At 69.6% G+C, this 13,854-nt stretch carries 12 protein-coding genes; 6 read left to right on the forward strand and 6 right to left on the reverse strand.

Features of this window, described 5'->3' with window-relative positions:
• Positions 1 to 19 precede the first annotated feature (19 nt).
• Entirely contained in the window at positions 20 to 2,557 is a 2,538-nt protein-coding gene (locus tag ACZ7M3_RS20800) for a RelA/SpoT family protein (protein WP_095855776.1), read from the forward strand.
• 104 nt (positions 2,558 to 2,661) lie between these two features.
• Here ACZ7M3_RS20800 and ACZ7M3_RS20805 read toward each other — a convergent pair whose 3' ends face one another.
• Complete coding sequence (locus tag ACZ7M3_RS20805) at positions 2,662 to 3,891, reverse strand: DUF349 domain-containing protein (protein WP_472065020.1); 1,230 nt, start codon at positions 3,889 to 3,891, stop codon at positions 2,662 to 2,664.
• 135 nt (positions 3,892 to 4,026) lie between these two features.
• The gene (locus ACZ7M3_RS20810) at positions 4,027 to 4,848 is read right to left on the reverse strand and encodes a peptidylprolyl isomerase (RefSeq protein WP_472065022.1); all 822 of its coding nucleotides are present in this window, start codon (positions 4,846 to 4,848) and stop codon (positions 4,027 to 4,029) included.
• 180 nt (positions 4,849 to 5,028) lie between these two features.
• On the opposite strand from ACZ7M3_RS20810, the gene ACZ7M3_RS20815 reads away from it, so the two are divergent.
• Both ACZ7M3_RS20815 and hisS read left to right on the forward strand, forming a co-directional pair.
• A complete protein-coding gene (locus ACZ7M3_RS20815) occupies positions 5,029 to 5,754 on the forward strand; it encodes an MBL fold metallo-hydrolase (protein ID WP_060902378.1) in 726 nt (241 codons plus the stop codon).
• A 12-nt stretch (positions 5,755 to 5,766) separates the two neighbouring features.
• Positions 5,767 to 7,029, forward strand: a complete 1,263-nt coding sequence (hisS, locus tag ACZ7M3_RS20820; protein WP_472065024.1) for a histidine--tRNA ligase — start codon at positions 5,767 to 5,769, stop codon at positions 7,027 to 7,029.
• A 167-nt stretch (positions 7,030 to 7,196) separates the two neighbouring features.
• On the opposite strand, the gene ACZ7M3_RS20825 is transcribed toward hisS, so the two are convergent.
• From ACZ7M3_RS20825 to ACZ7M3_RS20840, 4 genes are read right to left on the reverse strand one after another with little or no spacing between them, the layout of a single operon-like run.
• Entirely contained in the window at positions 7,197 to 7,820 is a 624-nt protein-coding gene (locus ACZ7M3_RS20825) for a response regulator (RefSeq protein WP_266416313.1), read from the reverse strand.
• Complete coding sequence (locus ACZ7M3_RS20830) at positions 7,817 to 9,022, reverse strand: sensor histidine kinase (protein WP_472065026.1); 1,206 nt, start codon at positions 9,020 to 9,022, stop codon at positions 7,817 to 7,819. Before ACZ7M3_RS20830 ends, ACZ7M3_RS20825 begins: the two co-directional genes overlap by 4 nt.
• Positions 9,019 to 9,864 (reverse strand): ABC transporter permease, encoded by an 846-nt coding sequence (locus ACZ7M3_RS20835; RefSeq protein WP_351541222.1) that lies wholly within the window; start codon positions 9,862 to 9,864, stop codon positions 9,019 to 9,021. Before ACZ7M3_RS20835 ends, ACZ7M3_RS20830 begins: the two co-directional genes overlap by 4 nt.
• The gene (locus ACZ7M3_RS20840) at positions 9,861 to 10,727 is read right to left on the reverse strand and encodes an ABC transporter ATP-binding protein (RefSeq protein WP_067365961.1); all 867 of its coding nucleotides are present in this window, start codon (positions 10,725 to 10,727) and stop codon (positions 9,861 to 9,863) included. Before ACZ7M3_RS20840 ends, ACZ7M3_RS20835 begins: the two co-directional genes overlap by 4 nt.
• 139 nt (positions 10,728 to 10,866) lie before the next feature.
• Between ACZ7M3_RS20840 and ACZ7M3_RS20845 the strand changes: the two genes are divergently transcribed.
• The 3 genes from ACZ7M3_RS20845 (at position 10,867) to rpsD (ending at position 13,829) form a co-directional block, all read left to right on the forward strand.
• On the forward strand, positions 10,867 to 11,499 hold the full coding sequence (locus ACZ7M3_RS20845) for a vitamin K epoxide reductase family protein (RefSeq protein ID WP_351316301.1): 633 nt from the start codon (positions 10,867 to 10,869) through the stop codon (positions 11,497 to 11,499).
• Between the two features lie 44 nt (positions 11,500 to 11,543).
• Positions 11,544 to 12,899 carry a replication-associated recombination protein A gene (locus tag ACZ7M3_RS20850; RefSeq protein ID WP_143654708.1) on the forward strand — a complete coding sequence of 452 codons (1,356 nt, stop codon included), beginning with the start codon at positions 11,544 to 11,546 and terminating at the stop codon, positions 12,897 to 12,899.
• A 315-nt stretch (positions 12,900 to 13,214) separates the two neighbouring features.
• Positions 13,215 to 13,829 carry a 30S ribosomal protein S4 gene (rpsD, locus tag ACZ7M3_RS20855; RefSeq protein ID WP_054233962.1) on the forward strand — a complete coding sequence of 205 codons (615 nt, stop codon included), beginning with the start codon at positions 13,215 to 13,217 and terminating at the stop codon, positions 13,827 to 13,829.
• The last annotated feature ends 25 nt before the right edge of the window (positions 13,830 to 13,854 follow it).

Here is a 13,854-nt window from a genome sequence, read left to right on the forward strand (position 1 = left end):
ACGCGCACGAGGAGCCCTCTTGCCAGACGAGGCCCAGCCACTCACCGCCGCCAAGCCCGAGCCTGCCTCGGCCCCCGCGGCGACGCCCGCCAAGAACGCCACGAGCGGGCCGGTCGAGCACGCCCAGTCCGCGCCCGACGACAAGGCGGCCGAGCAGCCACGCCCCAAGCCGGCCCCTTCGGAGCGCCCCGCGAAGACTCCGGCGGTCCGTTCCGCAGCCGCCCCGTCCGGTCGCCCGAGCTCCTCCTCCAACCGCGTCCGCGCCCGCCTGGCCCGGCTCGGCGTGCAGCGCTCGAACCCGTACAACCCGGTCCTGGAGCCGTTGCTGCGGATAGTGCGCAGCAACGACCCGAAGATCGAGACGTCGACGCTGCGGCAGATCGAGAAGGCCTACCAGGTCGCCGAGCGCTGGCACCGCGGTCAGAAGCGCAAGAGCGGCGACCCGTACATCACGCACCCGCTCGCCGTCACGACGATCCTCGCCGAGCTGGGCATGGACCCCGCCACGCTGATGGCCGGTCTCCTGCACGACACCGTCGAGGACACCGAGTACGGCCTGGACACGCTCAAGCGCGACTTCGGCGACCAGGTCGCCCTGCTCGTCGACGGCGTCACCAAGCTCGACAAGGTCAAGTTCGGCGAGGCCGCGCAGGCCGAGACCGTCCGCAAGATGGTCGTCGCCATGGCCAAGGACCCCCGCGTCCTGGTCATCAAGCTCGCCGACCGCCTGCACAACATGCGCACCATGCGCTACCTCAAGCGCGAGAAGCAGGAGAAGAAGGCGCGCGAGACCCTGGAGATCTACGCGCCGCTCGCCCACCGCCTGGGTATGAACACCATCAAGTGGGAGCTGGAGGACCTCGCGTTCGCGATCCTCTACCCCAAGATGTACGACGAGATCGTGCGCCTGGTCGCCGAGCGCGCCCCCAAGCGCGACGAATACCTCGCCATAGTGACCGACGAGGTCCAGGGCGACCTGCGCGCCGCCCGCATCAAGGCGACGGTCACCGGCCGCCCGAAGCACTACTACTCCGTCTACCAGAAGATGATCGTACGAGGCCGTGACTTCGCGGAGATCTACGACCTGGTGGGCATCCGCGTCCTCGTGGACACCGTCCGCGACTGCTACGCGGCCCTCGGCACCGTGCACGCGCGATGGAACCCGGTCCCAGGCCGGTTCAAGGACTACATCGCGATGCCCAAGTTCAACATGTACCAGTCGCTGCACACGACGGTCATCGGGCCCAACGGCAAGCCGGTCGAACTCCAGATCCGCACGTTCGACATGCACCGCCGTGCCGAGTACGGCATCGCCGCGCACTGGAAGTACAAGCAGGAGACCGTCGCCGGTTCCTCCAAGATCCGTACGGACGTGCCCCGGGCGGCCAAGGGCAGCGCGGGTCAGGACACCGTCAACGACATGGCGTGGCTGCGCCAGTTGCTCGACTGGCAGAAGGAGACCGAGGACCCGAGCGAGTTCCTGGAGTCCCTGCGCTTCGACCTGTCCCGCAACGAGGTCTTCGTCTTCACGCCTAAGGGTGACGTCATAGCGCTCCCGGCCGGCGCGACACCGGTGGACTTCGCGTACGCGGTCCACACGGAGGTCGGCCACCGGACGATAGGCGCACGGGTCAACGGACGCCTCGTCCCGCTCGAATCCACCCTGGACAACGGCGACTTGGTGGAGGTCTTCACCTCCAAGGCGGCCGGTGCGGGCCCCTCCCGCGACTGGCTGGGCTTCGTGAAGTCCCCGCGCGCCCGCAACAAGATCCGCGCCTGGTTCTCCAAGGAGCGCCGCGACGAGGCGATCGAGCAGGGCAAGGACGCCATCGCCCGGGCGATGCGCAAGCAGAACCTGCCGATCCAGCGCATCCTCACCGGCGACTCCCTGGTCACCCTCGCGCACGAGATGCGCTACCCCGACATCTCCTCGCTGTACGCGGCGATCGGCGAGGGCCATGTCACCGCGCAGAGCGTCGTGCAGAAGCTGGTGCAGGCCCTCGGCGGCGAGGAGGCGGCCACCGAGGAGATCGACGAGAGCGTTCCGCCCGCGCGCGGGCGTGGCCGCAAGCGCCGCTCCAACGCCGACCCCGGTGTCGTCGTCAAGGGCGTCGAGGACGTGTGGGTCAAGCTCGCCCGCTGTTGTACGCCCGTCCCCGGCGACCCGATCATCGGCTTCGTCACCCGCGGCAGCGGCGTATCGGTGCACCGTAGCGACTGCGTCAACGTCGACTCGCTCTCCCGCGAGCCCGAGCGCATCCTCGAGGTCGAGTGGGCGCCCACCCAGTCCTCGGTCTTCCTGGTGGCCATCCAGGTCGAGGCCCTGGACCGCTCCCGGCTCCTGTCGGACGTCACCCGCGTTCTGTCCGACCAGCACGTCAACATCCTGTCCGCGGCCGTCCAGACGTCCCGCGACCGCGTCGCCACCTCCCGCTTCACCTTCGAGATGGGCGACCCCAAGCACCTGGGACACGTCCTGAAGGCGGTCAGGGGCGTGGAGGGCGTGTACGACGTGTACCGGGTGACTTCGGCGCGCAGGCCCTCCGACGGGTCCTGACGTCCGAGGCCCGGCCGCGGTCGTCAACGGGTCACTACGTAGAGGGGCTCCCGTACGAACCGTACGGGAGCCCCTCTACGTAGTGGCGGGAAAACCCGGCCGCCTCAGCCGCCGAACTCCTGGAGACCCTTCAACGCCTGGTCCAGCAGCGCCTGACGGCCCTCGAGCTCCTTCTGGAGCTTGTCGGCCCGCGAAGTGTTGCCCGCGGCGCGCGCCGTCTCGATCTGGCCCTGGAGCTTGTCCACGGCGGCCTGCAGCTGACCGGTCAGGCCCTCGGCACGCGCGCGTGCCTCCGGGTTGGTCCGGCGCCACTCGGTCTCCTCGGACTCCTGCAGAGCCCGCTCCACCGCGTGCATCCGACCCTCGACCTTCGGGCGGGCGTCGCGGGGCACGTGGCCGATGGCCTCCCAGCGCTCGTTGATGGAACGGAAGGCAGCGCGGGCGGCCTTCAGGTCCTGCACCGGGACGAGCTTCTCGGCCTCCTCGGCCAGCTCCTCCTTGAGCTTCAGGTTCTCCGACTGCTCGGCGTCCCGCTCGGCGAAGACCGAGCTGCGCGCCGCGAAGAACACGTCCTGGGCGCCGCGGAAGCGGTTCCACAGGTCGTCCTCGTGCTCACGCTGCGCGCGGCCCGCGGCCTTCCAGTCCGCCATCAGCTCGCGGTAACGCGCCGCCGTCGGACCCCAGTCCGCGGAGGCGGACAGCGACTCGGCCTCCGCGACCAGCTTCTCCTTGGTCTTGCGGGCGTCCTCGCGCTGCGCGTCCAGCGAGGCGAAGTGCGCCTTGCGGCGCTTGGAGAACGCCGAGCGCGCGTGCGAGAAGCGGTGCCACAGCTCGTCGTCCGACTTGCGGTCGAGTCGCGGCAGTCCCTTCCAGGTGTCCACCAGGGAGCGCAGCCGCTCACCGGCCGCCCGCCACTGGTCGCTCTGCGCCAGCTCCTCCGCCTCGACGACCAGCGCCTCCTTGGAGTGCCGCGCCTCGTCGGACTGCTTCGCACGCTGGACCTTGCGCTCCTCACGGCGCGCGTCGACCGTCTCGACGAGCTTGTCCAGCCGCTTCTTCAGCGCCTGGAGATCGCCGACCGCGTGGTGGGCGTCCACCTGTTCGCGAATATGGTCGATCGCGATCTGGGCGTCCTTCGACGACAGGTCGGTGGTTTTCACTCGTCGTTCGAGGAGGCCGATCTCGACAACCAGGCCTTCGTACTTGCGCTCGAAGTAGGCCAGCGCCTCATCAGGGGAGCCGGCCTGCCAGGAACCGACGACCTGCTCGCCGTCGGCCGTACGCACGTACACGGTCCCCGTCTCGTCGACGCGGCCCCACGGGTCGCTGCTCACAGCGCCTCCTCCACATGATGCCTGCGAGGGGCTTCAGCGCCCCTGGGCATCGTCCACAGTTTCGTCACGGCCAACATAGGCGACCAGCCCGGCGGCTGTCCGCATCCAGCGCGACCGAAATTTCGCAGTTGACGGTCAGGATTTCGTCACGGTCAGCTTGTTGACCACGACCGTCGCGTTGGGCGCCCCGTCGCCCTGGCCTGTGCTCTCTCCGGCCGCGGCGATCTTCTTGAGAACCGTGAGGCCGGACTTGGAAATAGTTCCGAACGGTGTGTAGCTGGCCGGTAGCTGACTGTCCTGGTACACCAGGAAGAACTGGCTGCCACCGGTGTGCTTCTGGCCCGTGTTGGCCATCGCGATCGTGCCCGCCGGGTAGATGCCGCCCTTGAGGCTGGTGTCCTTCAGGTTCTCGTCCGGGATCGTGTACCCGGGACCGCCGCTGCCGGTGCCCTTCGGGTCACCGCACTGCAGCACGTAGATGCCGTTCGTGGTGAGCCGGTGGCACTTGGTGTGGTCGAAGAACCCCTTGCCCGCGAGGAAGTCGAACGAGTTCACCGTGTGCGGGGCCGCGGCCGTCTTCAGCGCGACGTCTATGTCGCCGCAGGTCGTCGCCAGCTTCATCGTGTAGTCCGCCGCCTTGTCGATGGTCATCGCCGGCTCCGTCTTCCAGCTCAGCGACTTCACCGCGCCTTCGGCGGGCTTGGCGCACGGGTCCGGCGCCTTGCTGGTCGGGGAGGCGCTCGGAGTGACCTGCGCGCCCGCGTTGGCCTTCTTGCCGTCGTCCTTGAAGAGCCCGGTCGCGTACGACACCACACCGCCGACGACGACCACGCCGAGGACCGACGCGACCACCGTATTGCGCATGTGTGACTTGCGCCGCGCGGCCGTACGCCGCTGCTGCTGCCGCAAGAACTTCTCCCGGGCGAGCTGACGCCGCCGCTGTTCCTGGGTGACCACCGGGTTATCTCCTCATGCGTCTCGTACGTCAAGTGGGACGCGTGCGTCTTGTGAGCCGACCGCCTGCGTGTGCCCCGTACCGTATATGGGTTAGCTGAGGAATCGGCAGCGCCGGTAGGCTCTGATCCACAGCCACCCACCCCGTACGGCATCACGCGTACGCCACCACGAAGGACGATCGTGCTCATTGCCGGGTTCCCCGCCGGGGCCTGGGGCACCAACTGTTACCTGGTCGCCCCCGCCGCCGGTGAGGAGTGCGTGATCATCGACCCGGGCCATCAGGCCGCCCAGGGAGTCGAGGACGCACTCAAGAAGCATCGGCTCAAGCCCGTCGCCGTCGTCCTCACCCACGGCCACATCGACCACGTGGCTTCGGTCGTGCCCGTCTGCGGTGCCCACGACGTTCCGGCCTGGATCCACCCCGACGACCGGTACATGATGAGCGACCCGGAGCGGGCGCTCGGCCGCTCCATCGGCATGCCGCTGATGGGCGAGCTGACCGTGGGGGAGCCGGACGACGTACGGACGCTCACCGACGGCACGCGGCTGGAGCTGGCCGGTCTGGAGCTGTCCGTCGCGCACGCGCCCGGCCATACGAAGGGGTCGGTGACCTTCCAGATGCCCGAAGCCCGCGACGGATCAGACATTCCGTCGGTCTTCTTCTCGGGCGATCTGCTCTTCGCCGGCTCCATCGGACGCACCGACCTGCCCGGCGGTGACATGGACGAGATGCTCGGCTCGCTGGCCCGTGTGTGTCTGCCGCTCGACGACTCGACCGTGGTGCTGTCCGGCCACGGCCCCCAGACGACCATCGGCCAGGAGCGAGCCACCAACCCGTATCTGCGGCAGGTGGCGGCGGACCGCCAAGCGCGCGGCGCCGAACCCGCTCCCCGACGAGGAATGTGACGAGAGACTTTCGTGAGCACCTTCAAGGCCCCCAAGGGCACGTACGACCTGATCCCGCCGGAGAGCGCCAAGTACCTCGCCGTGCGCGAGGCGATCGCCGCGCCGCTGCGCAACTCCGGCTACGGCTACATCGAGACGCCCGGCTTCGAGAACGTCGAGCTCTTCGCGCGCGGTGTCGGTGAGTCCACCGACATCGTGACCAAGGAGATGTACGCCTTCGAGACCAAGGGCGGCGACCAGCTCGCCCTGCGCCCCGAGGGCACGGCCTCCGTACTGCGCGCCGCGCTGGAGGCCAACCTGCACAAGGCCGGCAACCTCCCCGTCAAGCTCTGGTACTCGGGCTCCTACTACCGCTACGAGCGTCCCCAGAAGGGCCGTTACCGCCACTTCTCGCAGGTCGGCGCCGAGGCGATCGGTGCGGAGGATCCGGCGCTCGACGCCGAGCTGATCATCCTGGCGGACCAGGCGTACCGGTCGCTGGGGCTGCGGGACTTCCGCATCCTGCTGAACTCGCTGGGCGACCAGGAGTGCCGTCCGGTGTACCGGGCCGCCCTGCAGGACTTCCTGCGCGGCCTCGACCTGGACGAGGACACGCTGCGCCGTGCCGAGATCAACCCCCTCCGGGTCCTCGACGACAAGCGCGACGACGTGCAGAAGCAGCTGGTGGGCGCGCCGTTGCTCCGTGACTACCTCTGCGACGCGTGCAAGGCGTACCACGAGGAGGTGCGCGAGCTGATCACGGAGGCGGGGGTTGCCTTCGAGGACGACCCCAAGCTGGTGCGCGGCCTGGACTACTACACGCGGACCACCTTCGAGTTCGTCCACGACGGTCTGGGCTCCCAGTCCGCGGTGGGCGGCGGCGGGCGCTACGACGGGCTGTCCGAGATGATCGGCGGGCCCGCGCTGCCTTCGGTGGGCTGGGCGCTCGGTGTCGACCGCACGGTGCTCGCCCTGGAGGCGGAGGGGGTCTCGCTCGAAATCCCCGCGGCCACGAGCGTGTTCGCCGTTCCGCTCGGTGAGGAGGCCCGGCGGGTGCTCTTCGCCAAGGTGACCGAGCTGCGCAAGCTCGGTGTCGCCGCCGACTTCTCCTACGGGGCCAAGGGGCTCAAGGGGGCGATGAAGAACGCGAACCGGTCGGGGGCGCGGTACGCGGTCGTCGCCGGTGAGCGGGATCTCGCCGAGGGTGTGGTGCAGCTCAAGGACATGGAGTCCGGTGAGCAGGTGGCGGTCGGGGTGAACGAGATCGTGGCGGAGCTCGAGACGCGTCTGGGCTGAGGGCCGGGTTTCTCGCCCCCGCCGCCTCTACCCGTCCCATCCATCCCTGGGGGCTCCGCCCCCGGACCCCCGGGTGGGTTCTTCGGGTGCGGGCGGGTGGGGGCTGGTCGCGCAGTTCCCCGCGCCCCTTGGGCCGGGCCGCGCCCCGGAAAGCCTCGGGGTGGGCGTCAGTCCAGTAGGCCGAAGCGCATCGCGCTCGTCACCGCCGCGGTTCGGTCGTCCACCCCCAGTTTGGTGAAGGCCCGCAGCAGGTGGGTCTTCACGGTGGACTCGCCGATGAACAGGCGGCGCCCGATCTCGGCGTTCGTGCAGCCCTCCGCCACCAGCCGCAGCACCGCCGTCTCACGCTCCGACAACCTCGGCCGCTCCGGCTTCGTACGGAGCTGGTCGACGAGTCGGGCGGCGACGGACGGGGCCAGCACGGTCTCGCCGCGCGCGGCGGAGCGGACGGCGTCGGCGAGTTCGGCGCGAGGGAGGTCCTTCAGGAGATAGCCCGCGGCTCCGGCCTCGACCGCCCGCAGAATGTCCCGGTCCGTCTCGTACGTCGTCAGCACGATGACCCGGCAGCCCAACCCCGCCTCGGTCATCCGCACGATCGAGTCCACACCCCCGCCCCCCGGCATCCGCAGGTCCATCAGGACGATGTCCGGCCGGAGTTCGGCCGCCAGCGCCTCCGCCTGCGGGCCGCTCGACGCGTCGGCGATCACATCGAGGTCGGGCTCGGCACTGAGCATCGCGCGCAGCCCTTCCCGTACGACGGGATGGTCGTCGGCCAGGACGATGCGGATCACGAGTCACTCCTTGGAACGGGCAGACAGACGGTGATGGTCGTGCCCTCGCCGGGCGTGCTGCGCACTTGAGCCCTGCCGCCCACTTCCGCGGCCCGGGCACGCAACCCGGTCAGACCGTAACCGCCGACCGGCGCGGCGGGGTCGAAGCCGGGGCCGTCGTCCCGTACGGAGAGCGTCAGCGAATCGTGGGCGTACGTCAGGGCGACCGCGATCGTCGACGAACTCCCCGCGTGTTTACGGGCGTTGGCGAGCGCTTCCTGGCAGGAACGCAGGACCACGACCTCGGGCCCGGCGGGCAGCGCGCGCACGGGGCCGGTGACGTCGACCGTCGCCTCGTGACGCGCGGCCAGCCGGCGCAGCGCGTCGGGCAGCGAGGCCCCGTCGAGATCGGCGGGCGCGCCCCCGGCGACCAGGGCCCGCGCCTCGGCGAGGTTCTGCCGGGCCGTCTCCGCCATCAGGGACAGGTGGCGGCGGGCCTGCGGAACGTCGTGGTCGAGTTCGGCCTCGACCGCCTGCACCAGCATCAGCAGGCTCGTGAAGCCCTGCGCGAGCGTGTCGTGTATCTCCCGGGAGAGCCGTTCCCGCTCGGCCAGCGCGCCGTGCGCCGACGAGAGCCGGGAGAGCTCGTGGCGGCTGGCGTCCAGTTCGGCGATCAGCTCGGCCCGTTCCTGGCTCTGCTCGATGATGCGGATGATCCAGCTGCCGACAGCCGCCGAGAAGACGAGGGTGACCACGGCGAAGAGCGAGTTGAAGAAGACATCCTGGTCGCTCGGCCACCACAGCAGCGCCCAACCCACCACCGGCGCGATGTTGATGACCGTCACGGCCGCCAGCGCCCAGCGCAGGCGCAGCGCGATGAAGCACTGGGGGACGAGCGCGAAGGTCATCAGCCGGGTCTCACCGACGAGGATCCCCGACGGCAGGAACAGCACGATCGTCCCCGCGAGATAGCCGAGGGCCCGACGTTCGTCGGGCGGGTCGCCGCCGAGGACGGGACGCCCCACCATCACGTACCAAGGAATCAGCGCCACCAACAGCGCCGCCGAGACGAGGCGCAGGTGCCACCCCGGATGCCCCGTGCCGAGCACGAACACCAGGGTGGCCACGCACACGAGGGCGAAGTACGAGTCCCAGAGCCGGAAGGAGCGGTCCCAGGTGTACGAGCTCGTCGTGCCGCCGGGTCCGGCGATCCGTTCGGTCATCCGTCGCGGCGGTTCTTCCAGCGGAAGGTCAGCAGACACAGCAGCAATCCTCCGACGCACCAGGCCCCCAGCACCAGGGCGATCCGCCCGAACTCCCAGCCGCCCGCCTGTTCCAGGACCTTCGCCGACTCGGGCAGGAACACCCCGCGCAGCCCCTGGCACATCCACTTCAGCGGGAACAGGGCGCCGATATTCAGCATCCAGTCGGGGATCGTGTCGATGGCGATGTAGACCCCGGAGATGAACTGCAGCACGAGGAACGGGAGTACGACGACGGACGTGGCGCTCTTGCCGGACTTCGGCACCGAGCTGATCGCGATGCCGAGCAGGGCGCAGGCCGTCAGGCCCAGGACGAAGATCCAGGCGAAGTCGGCCCACTTGGCGGGATCCGAGGGCAGCTTCACGTCGTACAGCGACGTGCCGACGACGAGCAGGATCGCCGTCTCCATGAGGCCGGTGACCAGGACCAGCCAGATCTTGCCCAGGAAGTACGCGGCCGGTGGCATCGGAGTGCCGCGCAGCCGCCGCAGCACCTTCTCGTCCCGCTCGATCGCGATGGAGATGCCGAGGGACTGGAAGCTGGTGGACATGATGCCCGCGGCCATCATCGCGGGGACGTACAGCTGGGAGGCGGTGATGCCCGCGCCCCGCACGTCGTCGCTGAAGATCGACGCGAAGAGGAACAGGAAGACGACGGGGAAGGCGAAGGTGAACACCACCTGGTCGCGCTGTCGGAAGAACTGCTTGATCTCCAGGGCGCCGCGTCGCAGGCCGAGGCCCCAGGCTCCGGGCAGTCGCACGGAGGAGGCCTCCCCTCGTACGCGTACGGTCGTCAGGGTCATCGCGCGTTCTCCTGTCCGGTCAGCCGGAGATAGACGTCCTCCAGGGTCGGGCGGGTCACGCTCAGCCCGGGTATCTCGCCGTCGAAGCGGCGGGTGAGCTCCGCGACCGTGCGCGTGGGGGTGTCCGTGCGCTCGCGGCGCGTCGTGCCGTCGGCCTCCGTCCACTCGACGGTCGCCTCGGTCCCGAAGCGTTCGCGGAGCGCGGCGGGTTCGCCTTCCGCGACGACGCGGCCCCGCGCGACGACCGCGAGCCGGTGCGCCAGCGCCTCCGCCTCCTCCAGATAGTGCGTGGTGAGCAGGATGGTCGTGCCCTCGTCGGCCAGTTTCCGGATCAGGTCCCAGAACTGGCGGCGGGCGGCCGGGTCGAAGCCGGTCGTCGGTTCGTCCAGGAGCAGCAGCTCGGGGCCGCCGATCACCCCGAGCGCCACGTCCAGACGCCTGCGCTGGCCGCCCGAGAGCGCCTTGATGCGGCTGCCCGCCTTCGCCTCCAGACCGACGAGCCCGATGACCTCCTCGGGGTCGCGGGGCCGTGGGTAGTAGCGGGCGAAGTGCCGTACGGTCTCGTCGACCGTCAACTCCGCGGGCGCCGATTCGTCCTGCCAGACGATGCCGACCCGTGAGCGCCACGCGCGTGTGCCCGTCGCCGGGTCCGCGCCGAGCACGGACACCTCGCCCGCGTCCCTCCCGCGGTTGCCCTGGAGGATCTCCACCGTGGTGCTCTTGCCCGCGCCATTGGGTCCGAGCAGGCCGAACACCTCGCCGCGGCGGATGCCGAGGTCGATGCCGTCGACGGCGGTCACGTCTCCGTACTGCTTGCGCAGCCCCCGCACGTCCACCGCGAGTTCGTTCGCGTGTGTTGTCATGCCGACGAGCCTGCCGCCGAAACGAACGTTCCGGGACGACCGTGCGTACCTCCTTATGTCCATCGAACGGTGGACACACACGTGGGTGCGGCACAATGTCGGTTGCCCGCAGGCCCTTCGAGACTACGGAAACGGCGTGATGAGCAAGACGACGACAGTCATCCCCATCGACCAGGAACGCGCGGCCGGTCCCCGGACGGTCGGCGGCAGCCGTGCGCTCGCCCTGTTGCTGGTGATCACCGGTGCGGCCGGTCTGCTCGCCGCGTGGGTCATCACGATCGACAAGTTCAAGCTGCTGGAGAACCCGAACTTCGTGCCGGGGTGCAGCCTGAACCCGGTCGTCTCCTGCGGCAACATCATGAAGAGCAAGCAGGCCGCGGCCTTCGGGTTCCCCAACCCGATGCTCGGCCTGGTGGCGTACGGCATCGTGATCTGCGTCGGGATGAGCCTGCTCGCGCGGGCCACCTACCCGCGCTGGTACTGGCTGACCTTCAACGCCGGCACCCTCTTCGGTGTCGGATTCTGCACCTGGCTGCAGTTCCAGTCGCTGTACCGGATCAACTCGCTGTGCCTGTGGTGCTCGCTGGCCTGGGTCGCCACGATCATCATGTTCTGGTACGTGACCTCGTCGAACATCCGCAACGACTTCCTGCCCGCCCCGCGCTGGCTCAAGAGCTTCTTCGGCGAGTTCACCTGGGTCCTGCCCGTCGTGCACATCGGGATCATCGGGATGCTGATCCTGACCCGCTGGTGGGACTTCTGGACCAGCTGACAGCCCTGCGGGGATTGTCAGTGGCGTGACATAGGGTTTTGGACGTGGAGCCCGACCTGTTCACCGCCGCAGCAGAAGAACGCCAGGAGAAGGACCCGTCCAGCAGCCCCCTGGCCGTACGGATGCGCCCGCGTACCCTCGACGAGGTCGTGGGCCAGCAGCATCTGCTGAAGCCGGGCTCACCCCTGCGCAGACTCGTCGGCGAGGGGAACGGCGGCCCGGCCGGACCGTCCTCGGTGATCCTCTGGGGCCCGCCCGGCACCGGCAAGACGACCCTCGCGTACGTCGTCTCCAAGGCCACCAACAAGCGCTTCGTGGAGCTCTCCGCGATCACCGCGGGCGTCAAGGAGGTCCGCGCGGTCATCGACGGCGCCCGCCGCGCCACCGGCGGCTTCGGCAAGGAGACCGTCCTCTTCCTGGACGAGATCCACCGCTTCAGCAAGGCCCAGCAGGACTCCCTGCTCCCGGCCGTCGAGAACCGCTGGGTGACGCTGATCGCCGCCACGACCGAGAACCCGTACTTCTCGGTGATCTCCCCGCTCCTGTCCCGCTCCCTCCTCCTCACCCTCGAACCGCTCACCGACGACGACCTGCGCGGCCTGCTGCGCCGGGCCCTCACCGACGAGCGCGGCCTCAAGGAGGCCGTCACCCTCCCCGAGGACACCGAGCGGCACCTGCTGCGCATCGCCGGGGGGGACGCCCGGCGCGCCCTGACCGCCCTGGAGGCCGCCGCCGGCGCGGCGCTCGACAAGAGCGAGCCGGAGATCACCCTCCAGACCCTGGAGGAGACCGTCGACCGCGCCGCCGTGACGTACGACCGCGACGGCGACCAGCACTACGACGTGGCGAGCGCCCTCATCAAGTCCATCCGCGGCTCCGACGTGGACGCCGCGCTGCACTACCTGGCCCGGATGATCGAGGCGGGCGAGGACCCCCGCTTCATCGCCCGCCGCCTGATGATCTCCGCCAGCGAGGACATCGGCCTCGCCGACCCGAACGCGCTGCCGATAGCCGTGGCCGCCGCCCAGGCCGTCGCCATGATCGGCTTCCCCGAGGCCGCGCTGACCCTCAGCCACGCCACCATCGCCCTCGCCCTGGCCCCGAAGTCCAACGCCGCGACCATGGCCATCGGCGCCGCGATGGAGGACGTACGCAAGGGGCACGCGGGCCCGGTGCCGATGCACCTGCGCGACGGGCACTACAAGGGCGCGGCCAAGCTCGGGCACGCCCAGGGGTATGTGTATCCGCACGACCTGCCCGAGGGCATCGCCGCCCAGCAGTACGCCCCGGAAGAGCTCAAGGACCGGGAGTACTACACACCCACCCGGCACGGCGCCGAGGCGCGCTACGCGGACGCGGTGGAGTGGACCAGGAAGCACCTCGGTAGAGGGCGGTCCTGACCACCCTGTAACATGACGCGAAGCGCTGCGTCCCGTGTCCGGCTCCGGTCGGCACCACCAGAACGGGACATCCAGCCGGAGCCCCTGCCGTCACGGAGGGATTCCAGGAGCGTCGCGCACCGTCGAAGGTGTCGCGGGCAGCCCACCACCACCCGGTCTCCGGGAACGGTCGGTGGGCCACTCGCGTGCTGCACGTATGTGCCCAGACCCAGGAGCGGCTGCCCGGCAGGTCCCCCGAGGACCCGCGGGGTTTCCCGGGCTGCGGATTGCGACCTCCCTTAACTCTGGTGAGCCGAAATCACGGAAAGAGAAAAAGTGGCGAATCAGTCCCGCCCCAAGGTCAAGAAGTCGCGTGCCCTCGGCATCGCGCTGACCCCGAAGGCCGTCAAGTACTTCGAGGCCCGCCCCTACCCGCCGGGCGAGCACGGCCGTGGCCGCAAGCAGAACTCGGACTACAAGGTCCGTCTGCTCGAGAAGCAGCGTCTGCGCGCGCAGTACGACGTGTCCGAGCGTCAGCTCGTCCGCGCCTACGAGCGTGCCTCCAAGGTCCAGGGCAAGACCGGTGAGGCCCTGATCATCGAGCTCGAGCGCCGTCTCGACGCGCTGGTCCTGCGTTCGGGCATTGCCCGCACGATCTACCAGGCCCGCCAGATGGTCGTTCACGGCCACATCGAGGTCAACGGCCAGAAGGTCGACAAGCCGTCCTTCCGCGTCCGTCCCGACGACGTCGTGATGGTCCGCGAGCGCAGCCGCAGCAAGACGCTGTTCGAGGTCTCCCGCGCCGGTGGCTTCGCCCCCGACGGCGAGACCCCGCGCTACCTCCAGGTGAACCTCCCGGCCCTGGCGTTCCGCCTGGACCGCGAGCCGAACCGCAAGGAGATCCCGGTGATCTGCGACGAGCAGCTCGTCGTCGAGTACTACGCCCGCTGATCGTCTTCCAGCGGACGTAGCACCA

It is taken from the genome of Streptomyces sp. NPDC111656 (assembly GCF_055656965.1).